Here is a 23,364-nt window from a genome sequence, read left to right on the forward strand (position 1 = left end):
ATGCCTGACGCTCCGATGTCTCTTGCCTGCAATCTGCTTTTTGATTGTGGGGACTCGCACATCATTCCAAGCTGGCCACAGGAGCCGCAGCGGCACCATCGCTGCAGTGACTGCATTGGCTTGCCGGTGCGGGCCAGGAGAGACGAGCGGTGGGGAGCGAGAAAGACATTCTGGCGCTGAACGCCTTCGATCGGAGCTCGGTGTCGTCGGTGGACGCGGAGCTCGGCGAGGCGGTGCGGCGACGTCTGCGCTCCTTTGGCAGCGCCTCGGTGCTGTTCTATCGCGAGCCGATCCGAATGGAGCGGGCTGAAGGCGTCTACATGTTCGACGTCGAGGGCCGGCGCTATCTTGATCTTTATAACAACGTCCCGTCGGTCGGGCATTCGCATCCGCATGTCGTCGAGGCGATCCGTCGCCAGGCCTGCGCGCTCAATACCCATACGCGCTATCTCAATGACGTCGTCGATTCCTATGCGGAGCGGCTGCTGGCGACATTTCCGCCTGAGGTCGAGCATCTGGTATTGACCTGCACCGGCAGCGAGGCCAACGACCTCGCGCTGCGGATCGCCAAGACGGCGACCGGCCAAAGTGGCTTCGTTGTCACGGAAACGGCCTATCACGGCAACACCGCCGCCGTGACCGACGTGTCGCCCTCCGCGCGCCCTGGCCAGCCATTGCCGCCGCATGTCCGTGCGGTCGCCGCGCCGGACCGGCTGCGCAGTCCCGACCGCGATCCTGGCGAGCGCTTCGCCGACGATGTGGCCGCGGCGATCGCCGATCTGGAGCAAAGCGGCGCAGGCTTCGCCGCGCTGCTGGTCGACACGATCTTTTCGAGCGACGGCGTCTATGCCGATCCGGCCGGCTTCCTCGGGCCGACGGTCAAGCTGGTCCATGAACGCCACGGTTTGTTCATTGCCGACGAGGTGCAGCCCGGCTTCGGGCGAACCGGAGCCGCGATGTGGGGCTTCGCGCGCCACGGCGTCGTCCCCGATATCGTGACCATGGGCAAGCCGATGGGCAACGGCTTTCCGATGGGCGGCGTCGCCATGCGTGCGCCGCTGCTCGACATGTTCACGGAGGACGTGAAGTATTTCAACACGTTCGGCGGCAATCCGGTGGCTGCGGCCGCCGGCCATGCCGTGCTCGACGTGATCGAGGACGAGGGCTTGATCGAGAATGCGCGTGAGGTCGGTCGTTACCTGACGGACGGATTGCGCGAGCTTGGGCATCGTCACATGGAAATCGGTGAGGTTCGCGGTGCCGGCCTGTTCATCGGGCTCGAGCTCGTCCACGATCGCGACGGCAAGGAGCCCGCGCCGAAGTTTGCGAGCTACCTGATCAACCGGCTGCGTCAACGCGGTTTCCTGATCGGTGCCGCCGGGCCGTTTGGCAGCACGCTCAAGATTCGTCCGCCCTTGTGTTTCGGCAAGGAGCACGCGAACATGTTTCTCGCCGCCTGCGAGGAGGAGCTGCGCGATATTCTCGCGCCGTACTGACGCATGGCTCCATCCACGACGCTTGTGAACACCGAGATTTGCAATCCATGAACGCCAGAAGCGTAAGAACCGCTGCCGACGCCAAAGCGCTGGTCGAGCAGCGCGGTCTGTCCCACGTCAAGCTCGGCGTCGTCGATCTCGACGGCGTCATCCGGGGAAAATATCTCGCGCGTGACAAATTCTTCGGTGCGCTGGAGAACGGGTTCGCCTTTTGCGACATCATCTTCGGCTGGGATTCCAACGACCAGATGTACGACGCCAGCACATTCACCGGCTGGCACACGGCCTTTCCCGACGCGACCGCCCGGGTCGATCCAGCGACCTGCCGCGATCTGCCGATGGAAGACGACATGCTGTTCTTCCTCGGTGAGTTCGAGGGCGAGGCGGCCAAACTGTGTCCGCGCCGGCTGCTTGGCCGTGTCATCGAACGGTCACAAAGCATGGGGTTTTCGCCGTCGGTCGCGGCGGAATTCGAGTTCTTCGCGTTCGACGAAACCCCGCACAGCGTGCGCGAAAAGGGTTTTCGCGGCATGAAGAATCTCACGCCGGGCTGGTTCGGCTATTCCATGCTGCGCGCCTCGGTGGAGTCGGATTTCCATCGCTCGCTGCTGAAGCTTTGCGACGACATGGACATGCCGATCGAGGGCCTGCACACCGAGACCGGGCCCGGCGTCCTGGAAGCGGCGATCCAGTATTGCGATGCGCTCGGCGCCGCCGACCGCGCCGTGCTGTTCAAGACCTTCTCCAAGGTCTGGGCCGAGCGCCAGGGCAAGATGCTCACCTTCATGGCCAAATGGTCGAACGCCTATCCCGGACAATCTGGGCATCTGCATCTGTCGTTGCGCGACCGCGACGGCAAGCCGGTGTTTCACGAAGCCGGGCGTCCCGGCAACATGTCCGACATCATGCGATGGTTCGTCGGCGGCCAGCAGGCGCTGCTGCCGGAACTGCTCGCCATGGTCGCCTCAACCGTGAACAGCTATTCGCGCCTAGTGCCGGGCTTCTGGGCGCCGACCGATGCCACCTGGGGCATCGAAAACCGCACCTGCGCGCTCCGGGTGATTCCGGGCAAGCCGTCGAGCCAGCGCGTCGAGTACCGGGTCGCAGCCGCGGACATCAATCCGTATCTCGCGATCTCGGCCGCGCTCGGATCCGGCCTTTGGGGCATCGAGCACAAGATCGAGCCGAGCGCGCCGATCACGGGCAATGCCTATGAAGGCAAGCATCCGCCCGAGCGGGCATTTCCCCGCACGCTGTCCGAGGCTGCTGCGCGGTTGACCGCTTCGCAAGCGGCGCGCAGCCTGTTCGGGGACGTCTTCGTCGATCACTACGCCATGACCCGGGAGTGGGAAGAGCGCGAGTTCCGCAAGACGATCACCGACTGGGAGCTCGCGCGCTACTTCGAGATCATCTGAAACGGCTCTTTCTCCTCCCACCATGAGTGACGTCACGTGAACGACATCGTCTGTATTTCGCCGGTCGACGGCAGCGAGCTTGCCCGTCGGCCTATCGCCACCGCCACGGAGATCGCGGCCGCGCTTGCCGAGGCGCGGCACGCGCAACAGCAATGGTCGCGGGTTCCGCTCGCCGAGCGCAAGGCCAAGATGCTGGCCTTCCTCGACGTGATGCGCGCGCAGAACGATGCGGTCGTTCCGGAGCTTGCGATGCAGATGGGGCGGCCCGTGCGCTATGGCGGCGAGTTTCGCAGCCTGGAGGAGCGCGTCCGCGGGCTGGTCGAGCTCAGCGACGAGGCGCTGGCGCCGATCGTGCCGGCGCCGCGGACCGGCTTCCGGCGCATGATCAAGCGCGTGCCCGCCGGCATCGTGCTGGTGATCGCGCCGTGGAACTATCCCTATCTCACCGCGATCAACGCCGTCGTTCCGGCGCTGCTGGCCGGCAATGCCGTGATCCTGAAGCACGCGGCGCAGACCCTGCTCGTCGGTGAACGCTTCCAAGCGGCGATGGACCAGGTCGGCCTGCCGAAGGGCTTGTTCAGGACATTGACGCTCGATCATGCCGCAACCGAGGCGCTGCTCTCGTCGCGCTCGGTCGACCATGTCAACTTCACGGGCTCGGTCGCCGGCGGACGCGCCGTCGAACGCGCGGCAGCCGGCACGTTCATCACGCTCGGGCTGGAGCTCGGCGGCAAGGACCCCGCCTATGTGCGGCCGGACGCCGACTTCGACTACGCGGTCGAGCAGCTCGTGGATGGCGCCTTCTTCAATTCCGGCCAATGCTGCTGCGGCATCGAGCGCATCTACGTGCATGAGCAGATCTACGATCGTTTCGTCGACGCGTTTGCCGACTTCACCTCGCGCTACCAACTGGGCAATCCGCTGTCGCCGGACACCACGCTCGGCCCGATGGCCGCGACGCGCTTTGCCGACACGGTCCGCAGCCATGTCGCGGAAGCTGTGGCCAAGAGCGCGCGGCCGCTGATCGACCCAAAACGATTTCCCGCCGACAGAACCGGATCGGCGTATCTGATGCCGCAGGTCCTGGTTGACGTCGATCATTCCATGCGGGTGATGATGGAAGAAAGCTTTGGGCCCGTGGTCGGCCTGATGAAGGTCGCCTCCGATCAGGAGGCCGTCGCGTTGATGAACGACAGCCCCTATGGGCTCACCGCCTCGGTCTGGACCGAGGATGCCGCAGCTGCCGAACGTATCGGCGACGGCGTCGCGACCGGCACCGTATTCATGAACCGCTGCGACTATGTCGATCCTTCGCTTGCCTGGACCGGTGTCAAGGACACCGGGCGTGGCGCGAGCATGTCGCGCCTCGGATTCGAGGCGATGACCCGACCAAAATCCTTCCACCTTCGCATCGAGCATTGAGAGCACGACATGGACGTTCAGATCACCGGCAGCTGGAACTTTCCAACCCGCATCATCGCCGGTCCCGGCCGCATCGCCGAGCTCGCCGCCGCCTGCAAGACCTACGGCCTCACCAAGCCGTTGCTGGTGACAGACCACGGTCTGGCAAAGACCGATCTCATTGCCGGCATCGTCGAGCGGGTTCGCACGGCGGGAATTCCGGTCGGCGTCTTCTCCGACGTCAAGACCAATCCGACCGAGGCCAACCTGCTGGCAGGTGTGCAAGCGTTCAAGTCCGGCGGCCATGACGGCGTGATCGCGGTCGGCGGAGGCTCGGCGCTCGACGTCGGCAAATGCGTGGCGTTCATGGCGCCGCAATCGCGGCCGGTGTGGGATTTCGAGGATGTCGGCGACTGGTGGACGCGCGCCAACACCGACGGCATCGCACCGATCGTCGCGGTTCCGACCACGGCCGGCACGGGATCGGAGGTCGGCCGCGCCGGCGTGATCACGCGCGAGGATACCCATGAGAAGAAGATCATCTTCCATCCGCTGATGATGCCGAAAATCGCGATCGAGGATCCCGAGCTCGCGGTCGGCCTTCCGCCATTCCTGACGATGGCGACCGGGATGGACGCGCTGTCGCATTGTTTCGAGGCCTATTGCGTCAAGGCGTTTCATCCGCTCGCCGACGGCATTGCGCTCGAGGGGATCAAGATCGTCGACAGCTATCTGCCGCGGGCGGTCGAGAACGGCCGTGATCTCGAAGCGCGCGCCTACATGTTCGCGGCAGCCTCGATGGGCGCGACCGCTTTCCAGAAGGGATTGGGTGCGATCCATTCGGTATCCCACCCGGTCGGCGCGCGATACGACACCCATCACGGGCTGACCAACGGTGTCGTGTTTCCCTATGTGCTGGTCTGCAACAGGAGCGCGATCGCCGACAAGATTCCGCACATCGCGCGCGCGCTGAACCTGCCGAAGCACGACTTCGATGCCGTGCTGTCCTGGATACTCGCGTTGCGCAAGAAGCTCGGCGTGCCGCACACGCTGGCGGAGCTCGGCGTCAAGGAAACCGACGTCAAGACGATCGCGGCGGACGCCGTGAAGGATCCGACCGCGGGCGCCAATCCGCGGCAGCTGACCGAAGCGGAATTCGAGACGCTGACGCTTGCGGCCATTCGCGGCGATCTCGGAACCTGATGGTGTTGCAGCTACGGGAGCGGCCATGAGCGCGTTGTCCGAGTTGATCGCGCGCTTCGCGGCCATCGGCGCGACGGATGACGGGGGGGTCTGCCGCCTTGCCGCGACCTCGACCGACAAGGCCGCGCGGGATCTTTTCCAGCAGGAAATCCGCCAGCGCGGCCTCGATGTCCGGATCGACGCCGTTGGCAACATGTTTGGCGTCGCCAACCTCGCGTCCGCCTCGGATGAGATCGTGATTGCGGGCTCGCACCTGGATTCCCAACCCACGGGCGGTCGTTACGACGGCGTCTACGGCGTGCTGGCGGGGCTGCTTGCGGTCGAGGCGGTCAGGCAGCGCTGTCTCGCCGAACCCGGCGCCGCGCGCCGAAACCTGGCGGTCGCGAACTGGACCAACGAGGAAGGCGCCCGATTCCAGCCAAGCCTGACCGGCAGCTCGGTCTTCGCGGGCGCTCTGGGTCTCGATGAGGCTCTTGCCTGTCGGGACGGTGACGGAATCTCCCTGGGCGATGCTTTGGCCACGATCGGCTATCGCGGCACCACGCCGCTCGCGTATCGCCCGGTGCGCTATGTCGAGCTGCATGTGGAGCAGGGCGATCGCCTGGAACAGGCGGCGGCCGACATCGCGGCGGTCGCGGGAGCCTGGATGACGCGAAAGATATCGGTCGTGTTCGAGGGCGATTATTCGCACACCGGCCCGATGCCGATGGCGCTCCGCCGCGACGCGTTGCGCGCCGCAGCGCGCGCGATCGAGGCACTCTACGAGGAAGTGGCGCGTGAGGGCGCTGGCGCGCATGCGTCGGCCGCGCGCATCAGCGTCTATCCGAACTCGCCGAATGTGGTCGCGGGGCGAGCCCAGGTGTGGTTCGAGATCCGGCACGAGGATGAGGCCGTGGTGCTTGCGATCAGCGACCGTTTTCTCGAGCGGATCACGCGCGACGCCCGCGAGCTCGGAGTGGACGTCAAGATCGCGGCCGACGAGAGAAGGGTAGGGGTCTCGCTTGACCCGGCTGGCGTCGAGCTTGCGCGCGCCGTTGCCGGCGAGCTCGGCTTCAAGGCGATGACACTCAAGACCATCACGGGGCACGATGCCCTGGCGATCCAGAAGCGGATTCCGGCCTCGCTGATCTTTGTGCCCAGCGTAGGCGGGCTCAGCCACAACCCCCATGAATTCACATCGGAAAGAGACCTTGAGAACGGCTATGCCGTCCTCACCGAGATGCTCTGGCGCATGGTCATCGCGAAGGCCTGACGTCAGCCGGTGGCGCGGGGCAGGCTGCCCCTGGCGGTGATCTCGGCCGAGAGTTCCTCGATCGTCTTGCGCTGTTCCATGGCGGCGCGCCGGATCAGTGCGAAGGCGGCCGGCTCGGCCAGCGCATGCGAGTGCATGACCTGTAGGACGGCGGCGAGCACGATACGGCGCGACCGGAGACGGTGTTCGAGCTTGAGCACCTGTTGCTTGAGTTCACTGGTGCGCTCGCTGCGTTCGAACGCCATCACCAGCGCAGCATAGATGCCGGCCGAGCGCAGTGGCTTGACCAGGAACGATGCCGGATCGAGCTCGAGCACCAGCTTCAGGCGACTTGGCGTCTCCGTGCCGATCAAGGCGATGATCGGACCCCGCCCGGGGAAAGCGCGCTGGGCGGGCAACGCCAACGGCAGGAATTCATCATCGATCAGCGTCACGTCCGGGCAGCAATCGATGGCGGCACCGGGCTCCCAGGCGACGATGTCGATCCCGAGGCGCTCGAACTGACGGCGGACGATCGAGGCATCACGCTCATCCTTGATGGCAACCAGCGCCTTGCGTCCGCGCAGCGAGAATGACGACGGCTTGCTCATTTCACCACCCGCAAATGCGGCGCCTGCGGCAACGTTCCGTCCCGCGCGCTCTCCCGCGCGGAGCTGACGGCGACGTCGAGCTGCGTCAGATAGGGATCTGGCTTAACTGGAGAGTCGGCTTCCCAGAAGATGTCAAACTGTCCTTCCGCATTGGAAACGGCGAGCCGCGGCGTCAGGACGCAGTGGTTGTTGGTGGCATCGATCCACACAGGCCCTTGCGGGGAATCGTAGCGCAGGCCGTGCGCGGCACGCCGCACCTCGGCAATGTTCGACGTGCCGGCCCGCTGCATGGCATGCGCCAGCAGATAGACCGCGACATAAGTGGACTGGCCGTCGACGCAGGGGCTGCTTGCCTCGCCGTACCGCGCCTTCCAGCGCGCGACGAACGCCTGGTTCTCGGGCAGGCGAATGCTCTCGAAATAGGCCGACGACGTGATGCAGCCGGCCGATGCCGGTCCGACCACCTTGAGCTCGGGCTCGCACAGGCTGCAGCTCAGCATCGGGATATTGAGGCCGGCGGCCGTGGTCGCGGCGTGGAACGAGCGGATGAAGTCGTAACTCGAGCTGCCGACCAGCGTGTTGAACACCGCCGGCGGCTTGCGGCGGACGATCTCGTCGACGATGTGGTCGACCGAGCTTTCCCCGAGCTCCAGCAAGCGTTCGGCGAGGATGCTGCCGTGCGCCGCCGTCACCAGCTCGCGCATGACGCGATTGGTCTCCCAGGTCCAGACATAGTTCGAGCCGACGCAGAAGAAATGCCGCGTGATGTTATCGAGCGCGTAGCGCACCAGCGGCAGCACATTGTGGTTGGGCGATGCGCCGACATAAATGACATTGTCGGAGCATTCGAAGCCTTCGTAGCGCGCGGGATGCCAGAGCAGGCGATCGGTGCGCTCGACGATCGGCAGCACCTGCTTGCGCGACGCCGAAGTATAGCAGCCGACGATGTGTTCCACCCCGACGTTGCGAATGAGATCGTCGCAGGCGGCGTGATATTCGGCAACGACGCCGCGGGGGTCGCGGACATGGGGTGTAATCGAGAAATCGAAATCGCTGTGGTTGTTGATCTCGTCGACCGCCATCAACGCGCTCTTGAGCAGCTCGCGGCCCATGGCCTGATAAGGGCCGGACTGTGAGCAGACGATGCCAACGGGGATGGACGGCTTTGTCATCGAGGACTTTCGGAGGCGCGGCGCAGCGAGGAAACCATCATCGCAGATATCGATGCAAGAGGTCGTGCTGAATTGCTGCGCATGCACAACGAGAAATTTGTGCACCCTGCCTCGTTGACAATGCGCTGCACTCGTCTCTAGAATTTTGTTCTCGAGGGTTTCCTGTCGAACCTTGCGCGTGTCGATTTGGCCGATGACGTCCAGCTCGCCGCAACTAGCCTGCTCCGTTCGATTTCGAGCCCTATGCGATAGTTCATAGCTGCGGCATTCGAGCCATTCGTCACCTCGTTTCGGAGGGGCGGGTGGCTTTTTTCTTTTTGCCGCCAAACAAAGCTGGCGACACCGCCGTGTTGTCAGGCCGGAGGCGCGTGCGCGGCGATGGGCTGATCCCGCGCTCGCGTCACGTCAAGCGCGGGGACGAAACACGATGCCGACGACGGATATTCACTATCTCGGGCTGATCGAGATCGGACAGCAAATCAAGGCCAAGAAGCTGTCGCCGGTCGAGGTGACCAAGGCAATGCTCGCACGCGTCGAGCAGCTCGACGGCAAGCTCAAGAGCTACGCCAGCGTGATGGCGGAGGCCGCACTCGCTGACGCGGCGGCTGCGGAGAAGGAGATCGCATCCGGCAAGGCCAAGGGGCCGCTGCACGGCGTGCCGATCGCAATCAAGGATTTGTGCTGGGTCAAGGGTGCACCGGCCGCCCACGGCATGACCATCCATCGCGACTTCCGTCCGAGCGAGGACGCCACGGTCGTTGCGCGGTTGAAGGATGCCGGTGCTGTCATCCTCGGCAAGCTGCAGCAGACCGAAGGCGCCTACGCCGACCATCACCCGAAGATTGACCCGCCGAAAAATCCTTGGAACGCCGATCTGTGGTCCGGTGCGTCATCGAGCGGTTCCGGTGTCGCCACTGCGGCGGGCCTCTGCTTCGGTTCGCTTGGAACCGACACCGGCGGTTCGATCCGTTTTCCGTCTGCGGCCAATGGCATCACCGGGCTGAAGCCGACCTGGGGGCGGGTCAGCCGTTATGGTGCGTTCGAACTGGCGGCCACGCTGGACCACATCGGACCGATGGCGCGCAGCGCGGCCGACTGCGGCGCGATGCTCGCCGTGATCGCGGGCCAGGACCCGAAGGATACGACATCGGTGCCGCTGCCGGTCCCGGACTATCTCGCCGGCATGACCGGCAATCTGCGCGGCGTGACCATCGGTGTCGACCGGCGCTGGACCAGCGAAGGCACCGACGAGGCCGCCGGCAAGGTGCTCAGCGAGGGCCTGCGGGTCGCTGCCGATCTCGGTGCGAAGATCAAGGACATCACCTTCCCGGATCCGAAGGCCGTCATCGAGGACTGGTTCCCGCTGTGCGGCATCGAGGTGGCTGTTGCGCATGAGGAGACCTATCCCGCGCGCAAGGACGAATACGGTCCGGCGCTCGCCGGCCTGCTCGACCTCGGCCGCGCGCAATCCGGCATGGACTATCAGAAGATCGTGCTGCGGCGCGAGGCGTTCCGCGGCGCGGTGCGGCTGTTGTTCGAGCAGGTCGATCTCCTCGCGGTTCCGGCGCAAGCGTTTGCCGCACCGACGCTCGCCAAGATGGCGGCGCTCGGCGAAGATGCTTCGCTGATCGCAGGCCTGCTGCGCTTCACCTGTCCGTTCGACATGACCGGCAGCCCGACCGTGACGCTGCCCGGTGGCTTCGCGCCGAATGGCGGTCCTGTCGCCTTCCAGTTTGTCGGCCGTCACTTCGACGAAGCGAGCCTGGTCCGCGCCGGCGATGCCTTCCAGCGCGTCACCGACTGGCACAAGCGTCACCCCGCGATCTGAGTTTCAGGAGACCTTCGTATGTCCGAGGATTGGTTGAGCAGTTCCATCATGGCAAAGCGGGCGGTCGCCAAGGGCGCGACCGGTGCGACCCACAGTCTGACGATCGAGCAGCAGGGTGGCTTCCACTACGTCTACGGACCATACGCGAAGCCGACACTGTCGATCGACCCCGGCGACGTCATTGTCGTCGAAACCGAAGACGCGTTCGGCGGCGTGCTCACGAGCGAGAAAGACAGCCCCACGGCAAAACTGAACTTCCCGTTCCTGAACCCGCAATGCGGGCCGATTGCGGTGGCAGGGGCCAGGAAGGGCGATTGCCTCGCCGTTCATATCCGCGACGTCGAGACGCGCGGCGCGCAGCCGGCCGGCACGACCTGCATCATTCCGGAGTTCGGCGGCCTGGTCGGCACGGCATCGACGGCGTTGCTCAATCCGCCGCTGCCGGAGCGCGTCAAGAAGCTGCATGTCGATCGCAACGGCGTACGCTGGAGCGACAAGATCACGCTGCCCTACGAGCCGTTCATCGGCACGATCGGCGTGTCGCCCGAGATCGAGGCGATCTCCTCGCTGCAGCCCGATTACCACGGCGGCAACATGGATCTGCCCGACGTCGCGCCCGGCTCCGTCATCTATTTCCCGGTACACGCCGAAGGCGGGCTGCTCTATGTCGGCGACTGCCACGCCACCCAGGGCGACGGCGAGCTCTCCGGCGTGGCGATGGAGCAGCGCGCCACGGTAACGCTGCAGATCGATCTGATCAAGAATTGGAGCTTTGCCTGGCCGCGGCTCGAGACCCGCGACTTCATCATGACGATTGGCAGCGCGCGCCCGCTCGAAGACGCCGCCCGCATCGCCTATCGCGAACTGGTGCGCTGGATGAGCGCCGATTACGGCTTCGACGAGATCGACGCCTACATGCTGCTCAGCCAGGCCGGCCGCATGCGGCTCGGCAACATGGTCGACCCCAAATACACGATGGGGGCGTCGATCCTGAAGAACTACCTCAAGGCGTGAATATCGATCGGCTTCCATTCAGGACAGGGGACGTCAAATGTATTCGAGATGTAAGCTCGGAAGGGTCTTGCTCGGCGCTGTGCTCGCAGCGGCGGCATTGAGTGTTGCACATGCGGCCGAGCCGCCACTGAAGGTCGGACTGCTGGAGGATGTCTCCGGTGACCTTGCCTTCATGGGCATGCCGAAGCTGCACGGCTCGCAGCTCGCGGTCGAGGAGATCAACAAGAGCGGCGGCATCCTCGGTCGGCAGATCGAGCTGATCCATCTCGATCCGCAGGGCGATAACGCCCGCTATCAGGAGTTCGGCCGCAGGCTGCTCAACCGCGACAAGGTCGACGTCCTGATCGGCGGCATCACCTCAGCCTCGCGCGAGGCGCTGCGCCCGATCGTCGATCGCACCACCACGCCGTATATTTATACGAACCAGTATGAAGGCGGCGTCTGCGACGCCAGCATGATCAGCATGGGCGCGGTGCCGGAACAGCAGTTCTCGACACTGATCCCGTGGATGGTCGAGAAGTTCGGCAAGAAAGTCTACGTGATCGCCGCCGACTACAATTTCGGCCAGATCTCGGCCGAGTGGAACCGGAAGATCATGAAGGATCTCGGCGGCGAGGTCGTCGGCGAGGAGTTCATCCCGCTCGGCGTCTCGCAGTTCGCGCAGACCATCCAGAACATCCAGAAGGCGAAGCCGGATTGGCTGCTGACGATCAACGTCGGCGCGGCGCAGGACTCGTTCTTCGAGCAGGCCGCCGCGGCCAACCTCAACCTGCCGATGGGCTCCTCGATCAAGATCATGCTCGGCTTCGAGCACAAGCGCTTCAAGCCGCCGGCGCTCAACAACATGCACGCGACCGCGAACTGGTTCGAGGAGATCGACACCCCCGAAGCCAACGACTTCAAGAAGCGCTGGCACGCCAAATTCCCGGACGAGCTCTACATCAACGACATGGGCTACAACGCCTACAACGCGCTCTACATGTACAAGACGCTGGTCGAGAAGGCGAAGTCGACCAAGCTCGAAGATCTGCGCAAGGTGATCGCGACCGGCGATGCCTGCATCGACGCGCCCGAGGGCAAGGTCTGCATCGACCCGAAGAGCCAGCATACCTCGCACCGCATGCGCCTGATCTCGGTCGGACCCAAGCACGAGGTGACGGTGGAGAAGGACTACGGGACGATCCAACCCTATTGGCTCGGCCAGATCGGCTGCGACCTCACCAAGAAGAACGACAAGGATCAGTACACGCCGAGTCATCTTCCCAGCAAATCATGACGGATGCGGGCACGAATCTTGCTCTTGTTTAGCGTCGTGTTTAGCGTCGTGACTTCGAACCACACCGGCGCCGCAGCGATGCGGCGCCGCGATCACGGAGACGGGAATGTCGGCTGAGCTCTTCTCGCTGTTCTACCAGTTCGCCGACGTCTTCGCGTTCCTGATCCTCTCGGCGGCGGGCCTTGCCATCGTGTTCGGCATGATGGGCGTCATCAACATGGCGCATGGTGAGTTCATCATGTGCGGCGCCTATGTGACCGTGGGACTGGTGAACCTCGGCGTACCGCTCGCGATCGCCCAGATCATGGCCGCGCTGACGGCGGGCATCATCGGCGTCGTCGTCGAATTCCTGATCGTGCGTCGCTTCTACAAGCGTCCGCTCGACTCGCTGCTCGCCACCTGGGGCCTCAGCCTGATCGTGACCCAATCGATGCTCTTGATCGTCGGCTCCGCGGTGCGCGGCATCGGCACCCCCGAGGGAAGCTTTGCGATCGGCGAATATACCTTCTCGACCTACCGGCTGGTGCTGTTCGGCTCTGCCGTGGCGGTGCTCGCCGGCCTCTACATCATCTTCATGAAGACGCGCTTTGGCGTGATCGCGCGCGCAACCATGCAGAATGCGCAGATGGCGAAGGCGCTCGGCGCGCGAACCGGGCGGATCTATTCCATCAGCTTCGGCATCGGCACGGCGCTGGCGGGGCTCTGCGGCGCGCTCTATGCGCCCACCATGACGTTGATCCCGACCATGGGCGCGACTTTCGTGGTCGAAAGCTTTGTCACGGTCGTGATCGGCGGCGCCAATGTGCTGCTCGGAACCGCGCCTGCCGCGGTGGTCCTGGCTGTGATCAGGATGGCGCTGAATGCGAGTTATGGGCAGATCATCGGACAGATCGGGATGCTGTTTGCCGTCATCCTGATCATCCGGGTGCTGCCCGAGGGACTATCCAGCGTGCTGGTTCGTCGTGGGCGCTAGACGGGAATTCTCCGATGTTGAGGCTGCTTGAAGGTCCACAGACGCTCGGACGAGGCAAGGTCTTCTGGTCCTGCTTTCTTGCCGTGCTGGCGGGCGCGCTGATCTATCCGGCGTTTGCAGATTCCTACGATGTCGGAAACTTCGCCTACTTCCTGATCTGGATCTTCATGGCGCTCGGGCTTTGCCTGATGTGGGGCTATGGCGGCATGCTGTCGTTCGGCCAGACCTTCTTCTTCGGCGTCGCCGGCTATGGCTACGGCGTGCTCGCCATCAACATGGGCGGCGGAACGGCGACGATCGCAGCTCTCGTGCTCTCGGTGGCCGTCGCGATGGTGGCGGCCGGGATCCTTGGCTACTTCATGATCTGGGGCGGCATCAGCGGCATCTTCTTCGGCATCGTGACCTTGTCGGCGACCTTGGTGCTGGCCTTCTTCCTCGGGCAGACGGCGGGCCCGGAATGGCATATCGGTCCCGCCCGGCTGAACGGCTTCAACGGCATGAAGGGCATGGACCCGCTGACCGTCGGCGACTTCGATATCGAAGGGTCTGCGCTCTATTACGTCATGATCGCGCTGATCGTGATCGTCTACCTCGCGTTGCGGATGCTGGTGAACTCGAGCGTCGGCAACGTGATCGTGGCGACGCGCGAAAATCCGCAGCGCGCCGAGATGCTCGGCTACGATGTCCGCAAGTACCAGCTTCTGACCTTCGTGATCGGCAGCGGTCTCGCGGGCCTCAGCGGCGCACTCTACACATCGTGGGGGCAGTTCATCACCCCATCCAGCATCGGCCTGCCCGCCGCCGCCATGCCGATCGTGTGGGTCGCGTTCTCCGGACGCAGCGACCTGACGGCGACCCTGGTCGGATCGTTCCTGCTGCTGTTCGGCTTCCAGACCATCACGGTCTACAGCCAACAGGCGGCACTGGTGCTGATGGGCGCGCTGCTGCTCGCAACCGTGATGCTGGCGCCGCAGGGATTCGTGCTCGGCATCGGCAAGCTGGTCGTCGATGGGTGGAACAGGCGACGGCGACGTGAGGTGCCGGCGCTGGCCGACACTCACCGCCTGCAATCGGATGAGACCTGATCATGGCCTTGGTCGAAGTAAAGGGCGTATCCAAGCGCTTCGGCGGTTTGACCGCCGTGTCCGACGTCGACCTCTCCGTCAATGCCGGAGAGCTGCATTGCCTGATCGGTCCGAACGGCGCCGGCAAGAGCACGCTGTTCAAGCTGATCGTCGGGCTCTACCCGCCGACCAAGGGCACCATCTCGTTCGATTCCGCCGATATCACCAACGAGCGTCCGTATGCGCGGGTGCAGCGGGGCATGAGCATCAAGATGCAGGCGCCGAGCGTCTTCAAGGAGCTGCCGGTGCGGCAGAACATCCAGATCGCGCTCCAGGAACGTCTGTCAGGCGCCGAATGCGCCGCCGAGGAGGAGCGGCTGCTGACGCTGCTCGATCTGGCTGATGATCGCGGCAAGCTCGCCGGGGCGTTGTCGCACGGCCAGCAGCAATGGCTCGAGATCGGCATGGCGCTGGCGCTGCGGCCGCAGCTCCTCCTGCTGGACGAGCCGACCGCCGGGATGTCGCCGGAGGAAACCCACAAGACCGGCGAGCTGATCAAGTCGTTCAATGCCGAGGGCATGACGGTTCTCGTTGTCGAGCACGACATGGCGTTCGTGCGCCAGGTCGCGCAGCGCATCACCGTGCTGCATCTCGGCAAGATATTCGCGCGCGGCAGTCTCGACGCCATCCTGCAGGACGAGAAGGTCGCCGAAATCTATTTGGGTAAGACCCATGCCCACTGATCGCATTCTGGAAGTGTCCGGACTCTGGGCGGGCTACGGCGCGACCCCGATCCTGCAGGGCATCAGCATGCAGGTCGCGCGCGGCGAGATCGTCGGCGTGATCGGCCGCAACGGCGTCGGCAAATCGACGCTGATGCGATGCATCATCGGCCTGCTGCAGACCTGGCGCGGCACGATCACCTTCATGGAGCGCGACGTGACGCAGCTCGAGGCCGATGCACGGGCGCGTGCCGGCTTCGGCTACATCCCGCAGGGCCGCGACGTGTTTCCGCAGATGACCGTGGAGGAGAACCTGCAGGTCGGCGAGCTGATCGGCGGCCCCGATGGAAAGAAGTTGCGGGAGCTCGTCTATACCTACTTCCCGCGCCTGAAGGAGCGCCGGCGTCAGGCCGCCGGCACCATGTCGGGCGGCGAGCAGCAGCAGCTCGCGATCGGACGCGCGCTGATCGGCAATCCGAGCCTGATGATCCTGGATGAGCCATCCGAGGGCATCCAACCCTCGATCGTGCAGCACATCTGCGAAGCGCTGAAATCGTTCCGCGACGAGCTCGGCACCACCATCATCTTCGTCGAGCAGAATCTCGACACCATCCTTGCCGTCGCCCAGCGCTGCTACATCATGGAGAAGGGCAAGATCACGCGGTCGCTGGCCGGCGAGGAGGTCAACGAAGACAATGTCCGCGCCCAGCTGTTGCTTTGATCGGCTGCGCCGAGGAGAAGCGCGATTTACAATTGATAATAGTGGAGGGAGCGAACCATGGATCTGGGACTCAAGGGAGCAAAAGTTCTCGTCACCGGCAGCACCAAGGGGATCGGCAGGGCGATCGCCGACACCTTCGCGGCCGAAGGCGCTGATGTCGGCATCTGCGCCCGTAATCAGGCCGACGTCGACAGCGCGGTCGCGGCACTCAAGGCCACGGGCGTTGCGGCATTCGGCGGCGCGGTGGATGTCTCCAACGGCCCGGCGCTCAAGGCCTGGGTCGGCGACATGGCCGCGAAGCTCGGCGGCATCGACGTGGTGGTCGCCAATGTCAGCGCGCTGTCGATCGGGCAGGACGAGGAGAGCTGGGAGAAGGAATTCTCCACCGACATGATGGGCACGGTGCGGCTGGTCAATGCGGCGATGCCCTATCTGGAGAAGAGCAAGGCGGCCGCGATCGTCACCATCTCCAGCGTGTCGGGACGCGAAGTCGACTTCGCGAGCGGGCCTTACGGGACCTTCAAGGCCGCGATCATCCACTACACGCAAGGGCTGGCTTACCAGCTCGCCGGCCAGGGCATCCGCGCCAACTCGGTATCGCCGGGCAACACCTATTTCGAAGGCGGCGTCTGGAACATGATCAAGGACGGCAACCCCGAGCTCTACAAGACGGCGCTGGCGCTCAACCCGACCGGCCGCATGGGCACGCCGCAGGAGATGGCGAACGCCGCCGTGTTCCTCGCGAGCAAGGCGGCGAGCTTCATCACCGGGACGAACCTCGTCGTGGACGGCGCCTTGACCCGCGGCGTCCAGTTTTAGGCACGCGAAGCCATCGCAGATCGTAGACCGCTGCGTGCAGCAGCGGCGGTCTAGGCAGGGTATTTCCGATCAAGACAGGACGCCGTCAGATGTCAGCAGAACCGTTGCACTACAAACCGATCACCGAAATCTCCGAGCTCATTCACCGCGGCGAGCTGAAGTCATCTGAGGTCACCGAGGCGATGCTGGCGCGGATCGCGAAGCTCGACGGTGAGTTTCACGGCTACGCACTCGTGCTCGCCGAACGCGCGATGGCGCAGGCCAAGAGCCATGACGGCGAAATCGCGAAGGGCATCTCGCGCGGCCCGCTGCACGGCGTGCCGATCGGGCTGAAGGACCTCTGCTACACGACGTTTGCGCCGACCGCGGGCGGCACGACGATTCATGCCAAATTCGTGCCGTCGTTCAACGCGACGATCGTCGACCGGCTCGAGCGCGCTGGCGCAGTCGCGCTCGGCAAGCTCAAGATGACCGAAGGCGCCTATACCAGCCATCATCCGGCCGACCAGGCCCCGCTGAATCCGTGGAATACCAACTATTGGGTCGGCTCTTCGTCGAGCGGCTCGGGCGTGGCGACGTCGGCCGGGCTTTGTTACGGCTCGATCGGCAGCGACACCGGCGGCTCGATCAGGTTTCCGTCGGCGACCTGCGGCCTGACCGGGATCAAGCCGACCTGGGGCCGTGTCAGCCGATACGGCGTCTTCCCGCTGGCGGATTCGCTCGACCATGTCGGGCCGATGTGCCGCAGCGCCGCCGATGCCGCCGCGATGCTCGGCGTCATCGCCGGCGCCGACATCAACGACCCGACCACCTTGCAGGCTCCGGTGCCGAACTATCTGGCGGGGATCGGGGACGGCATCCGCGGCTTGAGGATCGGGGTCGATCGTAAATACACCCAGGACGGGATCGATCCGCAAATGGTGTCGGCCCTGGTGGAGGCTGAGCGGGTGCTTGCGGATCTCGGCGCCGAGATCCGCGAGATCAAATTCCCGTCGTATGAGAAGCTCGTCAGCATGTGGATTCCGATGTGCTCGATCGAGACGGCGGAGGCGCATCTAGCGACCTATCCGTCACGGAAGGCGGAATACGGTCCCGACCTTGCGCAATTGATCGAGCAGGGCAGGTCGATGAGCGGCGTCGAGATTGCCGCGATCCATCATGAGCGGCTGAAATTCAGCGGCAGCCTGGCTGTGATGTTCGCAGATATCGACCTGCTGCTGATCCCAACCATGCCGGTGCCGATCCCGACGCTCACCAGGATGAGCGAATATGGCGCCGACCCGACCGTGTTGCTGAACATCCTGCGCTTTACCGCGGTGTTCGACTTCTCGGGCAGCCCGACCATCACGCTGCCGATGGGCATGGCATCGGATCAGATGCCGCTCAGCATGCAGCTGGTCGGCCCGCATCTGTCCGAAGACGTCCTATCCCGCGCCGGTTATGCGTTCCAGTCGGTGACGGATTGGCACACGCGGCGGCCGCCCATCGCATGAAACGCGCGACCTGAATGGCGCCGCAAAGTCACCAGCGAAAGGCTGGCATCAGGAAGTCCGGGATAGCGTCGGCCTGTTCGCATAGCTGCAACAGCTGCGGCTCGGGCAAGTCTCGATGAATGCCGGTCCGCACCAGAAGGGTCGATAGTCCCATCTGCCTGGCGCCGGCCACATCGTGCTCCGGGCTGTCGCCAATCATGATGGCGCGGGCATCAGGATCCAATGCGGCGGTCGCGATCGCCTGCGCGAAGATCAGCAAATGCGGCTTGCCGACATACTCGACCGCTCCGCCGAGATCTTCGTAGAGACGTGCGATCGCGCCGGGGGCGGGCACGAGCTCACCGTCGCGCATCATCGTGATGTCGGGGTTGACGCAGATCGCCGGCACGCCCGCGCGGGCGGCGCTTGCCAGTTCGCGGTGGTAGGCTTGCAGCGGGATCCGGGGCGCGTCTGATCCGGCAAACACCAGAAAGGCGGCGTCCTGCGGATGGGCGACCAGTTCGAAGTCGTCGGACGAAAAGGCGTATCGTTCGTCGGCACGGCCGATCACGCAGGCCGCCGCACCGGTCATGAAGGGTGGCCCCAGCACGCCGCTCTTGACGCATTGCAGGGCCACCTCGCCGGAACTGACCACGGCATCGATACATGAGCCGGCAAAGCCCAGTGCGCGGAGCCGGTCCAGATTCGCAGCCGAACTCTTTCCCGAATTCGTCAGGACGACGACTTTCCGCCCGTAGGCCGCAATCCTGTTCAGCCCATCGATCGTGCCCAGACAGGCCGCGACGCCGTCATGCAGCACCCCGTATTGATCCACCAGGAAGAGATCGAATCGTTCAACGATCTCCCGCATTCCGGTGATGCGCTTGACGTCCGCAAGCGGCGTCAGCGCTGGCTTTGCCGTTGGGATGCCGACCGGCGCGCGGCCAAACATGTCATGTCTCCATCTATGCCATCGCTTCTCGCTTCTCGACCGGCGGATCTTGCACGCCGTAACTGCCGAACGCGGCTGCGGTCTCACCGATCTCGGCCTCGTTCAACAGCACCGGTCCGCCGATCGCCAGCGAGAGATAGTACTGCCGGGCGATCGTCTCGAGCTCGACCGCGAGCCACATCGCCTTGTCCAGCGAAGCTCCCGTGGCGATCATCCCGTGATTGGCGAGCAGGCAGGCGGTGCGCCCCTCGAGCGCGTTGAGTGCATGTTCGGACAGCTCCTTGGTGCCGAACCTGGCGTAGCCGGCGACGCGGACGTTCATGCCGCCGAAGGCCGCCATCATGTAGTGGCAGGCCGGGATTTCCTTTCGCGCAATCGCCAGCACGGTCGCATAGGTCGAATGGGTATGGACGATGCCGCCGACGTCGGGGCGCGCTTTCATGATGTCGAGATGAAAGCGCCACTCGGTGGAAGGCTTGAGCGGCCCTCTCCATGATCCATAGTCGCCGTCGATAGGCATTGCCGCGATCATGTCTGGCGTGAGCGTTTCGTAGGGCGTAGCGGATGGCGAAATCAGCATGGTGTTGCCATGGCGCGCCGAGATGTTTCCGGACGTGCCCTGGTTCAGCCCGCTGGCATTCATCCAGCGGCATTTCGCGATGATTGATTCGCGCAGCTGAAGTTCGGTATCGGTCATGATCTGCTCCTGGCGGTCGGCGCGCGGCGCGCTCAATATTTCTGTCGGGTCGGCGTGATGCAGATCTCCTGCACCAGCGCCTTTTGCGGAAGGTTGTAGGCGTCGAGGATGAGGTCGGCGACATGCTCGGCCCCGATGCCGCCGCCGATCGCGGCCTTGTTTGCCTTGTAGTTGGCGAGCGTCGCCGGATCTTTCACGCCATCCAGCACCTCGGTTTCGATGATGCCGGGCGAGATAACGATGACGCGCACGTCGTAGGCGGACAAATATTCGCGCAAGCTCTCGGAGACGCCGTGGACGAAGAATTTGGTACCGCAATAGACCGTGTGGTCGGGATATACCTTGCGTCCCGCGATCGAGCTCATCATCACCAGCGTGCCGTGACGGCGCTCCATCATGCCGGCCATCACGGCGTGCACGCTGTTCATGACGCCGTTGACGTTGATGGCGATCATCTCGTCCCAGTCGGCGGGGTCCTGCTTGCCGATGTCGCCGAGCCGGGCGATACCGGCATTGGCGAACATCAGGTCGACCGGGCCGAATTTCGCTTCGGCCTCGTGCACCGCGGCGGCCAGCGCGGCGCGATCGCGCACGTCGACCTGGCGGCAGATCGAATTGGGCAGCCGCATGGCCTCGAGCCGATCGATGCGGCGGGCCATCAGCAGCACGGGGTGGCCGGCCGCGGAAAAGGCGCGGGCGGTGGCTTCTCCGATGCCGGAGCTCGCTCCGGTCACGGCGACAAGCGGCTTGGCGGTCATGTCTCGGCCTCCCGTCAGAGTTCACCTTTTGCGAACGCGTCCAGCGTTCCGTCGTCTGCAGCAATGTCGAGGAATGAGAAGCGGTTGCGCATCTCGCGGCAATGCACGATCGCCTCGCGATAGAAATCGATGGGCACGCCGAGCTCGGCGGCAGTCGTGGCGCCGCCGGCAGCCGACAGCAGCCGCTTCATCTCGTCGACCGGAATCGTGAAGGCGGCAAGTTCACGCCGAAGTTCCGGCCAGCTGTCATCAAGCTTGCGGTTGAAGGCGACGGCGCCATCACGGTCGAAGGCCTTTTGCTGCAACTCGGCAAGGCATTGCAAGGCGACTTCCTCGCCGAAGCGGCGCTTCATGCCGGCGACGTCGATGTTGGTCGCGCGAATTGAGCTTGGCCGGTCGGCGGCGAGCATCTGCTGCTGCAGCCGCGCCATGCTCAACGATGCGATGCCGACCTGCTGGCCGTGCAGGCTGCCCGGATGGCGCGCGCCGGCGAAGCAATCGATGTAATGCGAGATCTGGTGCTCGCCCATCGAACCATGATGTGAAATTCCGGTGAAGGAAATGCCGAGGCCGCACAGCGTCAGCACGCGATAGAGATACCCCATCGCCTCGATGTCGCCCTTGGGCAGATTGCCGGCGCGTTTGTTGAGCTCGATCTCGTCGGCGGCCTGGATCGTGTAGGGCTCCTGGTAGTAGGCCGTGCCCAACAGCCGGTGCGACATCCACCAGTCGGTCTGTGCGACCGAGCGAGCCAGGCAATCGGCGAAGCCGGATGCGGCGAGAAAGGGCGGCGCTGCGGCCGATACTTTCAGGTCCACGAAAAAGCCGGCAGGCGTGTGCGAGGGCAGCGAGACCTTCAAGCCGCTGTCGAGCGTCAGCGAGGCCGTCGAAGACGTGTAGCCGTTCATCGAGGCGGCGGTGGCGAACACGCAATAGCGCCGGCCGTCCAAACCGGTGACGTATTTGCAGAGATCGTTGACCGTGCCGGAGCCGACCGCAACGACACCATCGAAACCGCGCAGCTTCTCGGTGAGGCTGCGAACCTCGGCCATGTCGGCATGCGGTCGTTCGAGCACGATGGTCTCGACGGGACCGAGTTCGCGCAAGGCGCTGGCGATACGCGCGCCCATCGCCTCATAGGTTGCCTGATCGCCGACCACCGCAAGCCGATGCCCGAGCTTCAAGGATGCGACCAGCTCGGCCTCGCGACCTTCGAGGCTGTCTTCGATCACGATGGAGTCGTAAGGCACTTTTACCGCTGCGCCGGTGAGCGGATTGATCCAGCGGCCGGCCACCAGATCGTCGATCAGCGCGGTCCAGTTGTGCTTCGGCATCTGCATATCCGCGCCGCAACATCGGCGACGCAGCCCTGATCGTGACATTTGACAAAAGCGAATGGCAATTAACCGGGCTGATTGACAATTGTCAACACTGTGTGCATTTTGTGATCCGACGCGGAGACTGGATCGCCGATGACCAGAACGTTGCAACGCCAGGTGACACCGCCGCGCATCAAGCGCAGGGCGCTGGCGATTCCGGCGGAATTCGACAGTGATCCTGTCGTATGGGCGGCGTGGCTGTATTACGAAGAGGGTATGACGCAGGAAGAGGTCGCCGATCAACTCGGCGTCTCGCGCGCGTCGGTGGTGAACTTCCTGCAGGAAGCCCGCGACCGCAACATCGTCACCATCGCGGTTTCGTCGCGGCATTTGCAGACTATCGGCCTTGCGCGCGAACTCGCCGACGCCTACGGGCTCACCAACTGCCTTGTGGTTCCCGACGACGGCGGCCGCCTGCCGGTGCACGAGCGGATCGGCAGGGCGGGCGCGCGGCTCCTGATCGAGCGGCTGCAGCCCGATGACGTGCTCGGTGTGTCGTGGGGGCGCACCGTGCAGGCGTTGTCGACGGCGCTGCCCGAGATGAAGCTTCCCGGGGTGACCGTCTGCCAGATCACCGGTTGTTCGATCGGGACCACGGAGTTTTCGCCAGAACTGTGCACGTCCAATATCGCCAATCGGCTTGGCGCGCGTTGCGTCAACCTGCATGCGCCCGGCATCGTCTCGACTGCCCAGATCAAGCGCCTGTTCATGCAGGAGCCGGCACTGGTCGAGACCTTCAAGATCATCCAGTCGAGCAACAAGGTGCTGTTCGGCGTCGGCAGTGTCGACGATGCCGGCACCGCGATGCGCAGCGGCTACATGTCGCCCGAGTACATCGGGCCGTATCTGGCGCGCGGCGCGGTCGGCGTGGTCAGCGGACGCTTCATCGATCGCGACGGCAAGCCGCTGCTCGGCGCTCTCGACAACCAGATGATCGGGCTGACCCTGGACGAAATCGCCAAGGTGCCGGAACGCATCTGCATTGCCGGCGGCGCCGACAAGACCGACGCCATCTATGCCGCGCTGAACAACAACTACGCGACGATTTTGGTGACGGACGTTGCAACGGCGAGAGCGCTGGTGCCGCGTGCGTCCCGCTCTCACCGAACCGGAGCATCACGCCGGCCCTGAAAACTGCAATGCGACCGGGCCGAAGAGCC

At 64.4% G+C, this 23,364-nt stretch carries 21 protein-coding genes; 15 read left to right on the forward strand and 6 right to left on the reverse strand.

The features are described 5' to 3' along the window. The first annotated feature begins 149 nt into the window (after window positions 1-149). The 5 genes from IC762_RS11085 to IC762_RS11105 are packed head-to-tail and all read left to right on the forward strand — an operon-like array spanning window position 150 to window position 6,767. Window positions 150-1,496 (forward strand): aspartate aminotransferase family protein, encoded by a 1,347-nt coding sequence (locus tag IC762_RS11085; RefSeq protein ID WP_195788833.1) that lies wholly within the window; start codon window positions 150-152, stop codon window positions 1,494-1,496. A gap of 47 nt (window positions 1,497-1,543) precedes the next feature. Beyond that, window positions 1,544-2,911, forward strand: coding sequence for a glutamine synthetase family protein (locus tag IC762_RS11090; RefSeq protein ID WP_195788834.1), 1,368 nt, complete (start codon window positions 1,544-1,546; stop codon window positions 2,909-2,911). 36 nt (window positions 2,912-2,947) lie between these two features. Continuing rightward, entirely contained in the window at window positions 2,948-4,333 is a 1,386-nt protein-coding gene (locus IC762_RS11095) for an aldehyde dehydrogenase family protein (protein WP_195788835.1), read from the forward strand. Between the two features lie 9 nt (window positions 4,334-4,342). After that, window positions 4,343-5,515 (forward strand): iron-containing alcohol dehydrogenase, encoded by a 1,173-nt coding sequence (locus IC762_RS11100; RefSeq protein WP_195788836.1) that lies wholly within the window; start codon window positions 4,343-4,345, stop codon window positions 5,513-5,515. Between the two features lie 25 nt (window positions 5,516-5,540). Further along, window positions 5,541-6,767 carry a Zn-dependent hydrolase gene (locus IC762_RS11105; protein ID WP_195788837.1) on the forward strand — a complete coding sequence of 409 codons (1,227 nt, stop codon included), beginning with the start codon at window positions 5,541-5,543 and terminating at the stop codon, window positions 6,765-6,767. A 2-nt stretch (window positions 6,768-6,769) separates the two neighbouring features. On the opposite strand, the gene IC762_RS11110 is transcribed toward IC762_RS11105, so the two are convergent. Together IC762_RS11110 and IC762_RS11115 are read right to left on the reverse strand one after the other, a co-directional pair. Then, entirely contained in the window at window positions 6,770-7,357 is a 588-nt protein-coding gene (locus IC762_RS11110; protein ID WP_195788838.1) for an ANTAR domain-containing response regulator, read from the reverse strand. Next, window positions 7,354-8,529, reverse strand: a complete 1,176-nt coding sequence (locus IC762_RS11115) for a transporter substrate-binding domain-containing protein (RefSeq protein WP_195788839.1) — start codon at window positions 8,527-8,529, stop codon at window positions 7,354-7,356. The genes IC762_RS11110 and IC762_RS11115 overlap by 4 nt, the downstream gene beginning before the upstream one ends. 427 nt (window positions 8,530-8,956) lie before the next feature. On the opposite strand from IC762_RS11115, the gene IC762_RS11120 reads away from it, so the two are divergent. From IC762_RS11120 to IC762_RS11160, 9 genes are all read left to right on the forward strand, one after another. Beyond that, the gene (locus tag IC762_RS11120; RefSeq protein WP_195788840.1) at window positions 8,957-10,357 is read left to right on the forward strand and encodes an amidase; all 1,401 of its coding nucleotides are present in this window, start codon (window positions 8,957-8,959) and stop codon (window positions 10,355-10,357) included. Between the two features lie 18 nt (window positions 10,358-10,375). After that, window positions 10,376-11,371 carry an acetamidase/formamidase family protein gene (locus IC762_RS11125; RefSeq protein ID WP_195788841.1) on the forward strand — a complete coding sequence of 332 codons (996 nt, stop codon included), beginning with the start codon at window positions 10,376-10,378 and terminating at the stop codon, window positions 11,369-11,371. Between the two features lie 37 nt (window positions 11,372-11,408). Next, the gene (locus tag IC762_RS11130) at window positions 11,409-12,647 is read left to right on the forward strand and encodes an urea ABC transporter substrate-binding protein (protein ID WP_195788842.1); all 1,239 of its coding nucleotides are present in this window, start codon (window positions 11,409-11,411) and stop codon (window positions 12,645-12,647) included. A 106-nt stretch (window positions 12,648-12,753) separates the two neighbouring features. After that, complete coding sequence (locus IC762_RS11135; protein ID WP_195788843.1) at window positions 12,754-13,620, forward strand: ABC transporter permease subunit; 867 nt, start codon at window positions 12,754-12,756, stop codon at window positions 13,618-13,620. Window positions 13,621-13,634: 14 nt separating this feature from the next. Next, a complete protein-coding gene (locus tag IC762_RS11140) occupies window positions 13,635-14,705 on the forward strand; it encodes a branched-chain amino acid ABC transporter permease (protein WP_195788844.1) in 1,071 nt (356 codons plus the stop codon). Between the two features lie 2 nt (window positions 14,706-14,707). Next, a complete protein-coding gene (locus tag IC762_RS11145) occupies window positions 14,708-15,427 on the forward strand; it encodes an ABC transporter ATP-binding protein (protein WP_195788845.1) in 720 nt (239 codons plus the stop codon). Beyond that, window positions 15,417-16,127, forward strand: coding sequence for an ABC transporter ATP-binding protein (locus IC762_RS11150; RefSeq protein WP_195788846.1), 711 nt, complete (start codon window positions 15,417-15,419; stop codon window positions 16,125-16,127). Before IC762_RS11145 ends, IC762_RS11150 begins: the two co-directional genes overlap by 11 nt. A gap of 57 nt (window positions 16,128-16,184) precedes the next feature. Beyond that, a complete protein-coding gene (locus tag IC762_RS11155; protein ID WP_195788847.1) occupies window positions 16,185-16,946 on the forward strand; it encodes an SDR family NAD(P)-dependent oxidoreductase in 762 nt (253 codons plus the stop codon). Between the two features lie 89 nt (window positions 16,947-17,035). Then, entirely contained in the window at window positions 17,036-18,439 is a 1,404-nt protein-coding gene (locus IC762_RS11160; RefSeq protein WP_195788848.1) for an amidase, read from the forward strand. Window positions 18,440-18,467: 28 nt separating this feature from the next. On the opposite strand, the gene IC762_RS11165 is transcribed toward IC762_RS11160, so the two are convergent. From IC762_RS11165 to IC762_RS11180, 4 genes are read right to left on the reverse strand one after another with little or no spacing between them, the layout of a single operon-like run. Continuing rightward, a complete protein-coding gene (locus tag IC762_RS11165; RefSeq protein WP_195788849.1) occupies window positions 18,468-19,370 on the reverse strand; it encodes a TIGR01459 family HAD-type hydrolase in 903 nt (300 codons plus the stop codon). A gap of 13 nt (window positions 19,371-19,383) precedes the next feature. Beyond that, on the reverse strand, window positions 19,384-20,067 hold the full coding sequence (locus IC762_RS11170; RefSeq protein ID WP_195788850.1) for a class II aldolase/adducin family protein: 684 nt from the start codon (window positions 20,065-20,067) through the stop codon (window positions 19,384-19,386). Window positions 20,068-20,099: 32 nt separating this feature from the next. After that, window positions 20,100-20,825: an SDR family oxidoreductase gene (locus IC762_RS11175; RefSeq protein WP_195788851.1), complete on the reverse strand. Its 726-nt coding sequence runs from the start codon at window positions 20,823-20,825 to the stop codon at window positions 20,100-20,102. 14 nt (window positions 20,826-20,839) lie between these two features. Then, complete coding sequence (locus IC762_RS11180) at window positions 20,840-22,207, reverse strand: iron-containing alcohol dehydrogenase (protein WP_195788852.1); 1,368 nt, start codon at window positions 22,205-22,207, stop codon at window positions 20,840-20,842. 90 nt (window positions 22,208-22,297) lie between these two features. Between IC762_RS11180 and IC762_RS11185 the strand changes: the two genes are divergently transcribed. Beyond that, window positions 22,298-23,335 (forward strand): sugar-binding transcriptional regulator, encoded by a 1,038-nt coding sequence (locus IC762_RS11185; RefSeq protein ID WP_195788853.1) that lies wholly within the window; start codon window positions 22,298-22,300, stop codon window positions 23,333-23,335. The last annotated feature ends 29 nt before the right edge of the window (window positions 23,336-23,364 follow it).

The sequence above is a fragment of the Bradyrhizobium genosp. L genome (genome assembly GCF_015624485.1).
Taxonomy (GTDB): Bacteria; Pseudomonadota; Alphaproteobacteria; order Rhizobiales; family Xanthobacteraceae; genus Bradyrhizobium.

Coding starts and splice junctions, on each gene's coding strand:
- IC762_RS11090 (WP_195788834.1), top strand. CDS start 1,544: ATGAACGCCAGAAGCGTAAGAACCGCTGCCGACGCCAAAGCGCTGGTC.
- IC762_RS11100 (WP_195788836.1), top strand. CDS start 4,343: ATGGACGTTCAGATCACCGGCAGCTGGAACTTTCCAACCCGCATCATC.
- IC762_RS11105 (WP_195788837.1), top strand. CDS start 5,541: ATGAGCGCGTTGTCCGAGTTGATCGCGCGCTTCGCGGCCATCGGCGCG.
- IC762_RS11110 (WP_195788838.1), bottom strand. CDS start 7,357: ATGAGCAAGCCGTCGTCATTCTCGCTGCGCGGACGCAAGGCGCTGGTT.
- IC762_RS11115 (WP_195788839.1), bottom strand. CDS start 8,529: ATGACAAAGCCGTCCATCCCCGTTGGCATCGTCTGCTCACAGTCCGGC.
- IC762_RS11120 (WP_195788840.1), top strand. CDS start 8,957: ATGCCGACGACGGATATTCACTATCTCGGGCTGATCGAGATCGGACAG.
- IC762_RS11125 (WP_195788841.1), top strand. CDS start 10,376: ATGTCCGAGGATTGGTTGAGCAGTTCCATCATGGCAAAGCGGGCGGTC.
- IC762_RS11130 (WP_195788842.1), top strand. CDS start 11,409: ATGTATTCGAGATGTAAGCTCGGAAGGGTCTTGCTCGGCGCTGTGCTC.
- IC762_RS11135 (WP_195788843.1), top strand. CDS start 12,754: ATGTCGGCTGAGCTCTTCTCGCTGTTCTACCAGTTCGCCGACGTCTTC.
- IC762_RS11140 (WP_195788844.1), top strand. CDS start 13,635: ATGTTGAGGCTGCTTGAAGGTCCACAGACGCTCGGACGAGGCAAGGTC.
- IC762_RS11145 (WP_195788845.1), top strand. CDS start 14,708: ATGGCCTTGGTCGAAGTAAAGGGCGTATCCAAGCGCTTCGGCGGTTTG.
- IC762_RS11150 (WP_195788846.1), top strand. CDS start 15,417: ATGCCCACTGATCGCATTCTGGAAGTGTCCGGACTCTGGGCGGGCTAC.
- IC762_RS11155 (WP_195788847.1), top strand. CDS start 16,185: ATGGATCTGGGACTCAAGGGAGCAAAAGTTCTCGTCACCGGCAGCACC.
- IC762_RS11160 (WP_195788848.1), top strand. CDS start 17,036: ATGTCAGCAGAACCGTTGCACTACAAACCGATCACCGAAATCTCCGAG.
- IC762_RS11165 (WP_195788849.1), bottom strand. CDS start 19,370: ATGTTTGGCCGCGCGCCGGTCGGCATCCCAACGGCAAAGCCAGCGCTG.
- IC762_RS11170 (WP_195788850.1), bottom strand. CDS start 20,067: ATGACCGATACCGAACTTCAGCTGCGCGAATCAATCATCGCGAAATGC.
- IC762_RS11175 (WP_195788851.1), bottom strand. CDS start 20,825: ATGACCGCCAAGCCGCTTGTCGCCGTGACCGGAGCGAGCTCCGGCATC.
- IC762_RS11180 (WP_195788852.1), bottom strand. CDS start 22,207: ATGTCACGATCAGGGCTGCGTCGCCGATGTTGCGGCGCGGATATGCAG.
- IC762_RS11185 (WP_195788853.1), top strand. CDS start 22,298: ATGACCAGAACGTTGCAACGCCAGGTGACACCGCCGCGCATCAAGCGC.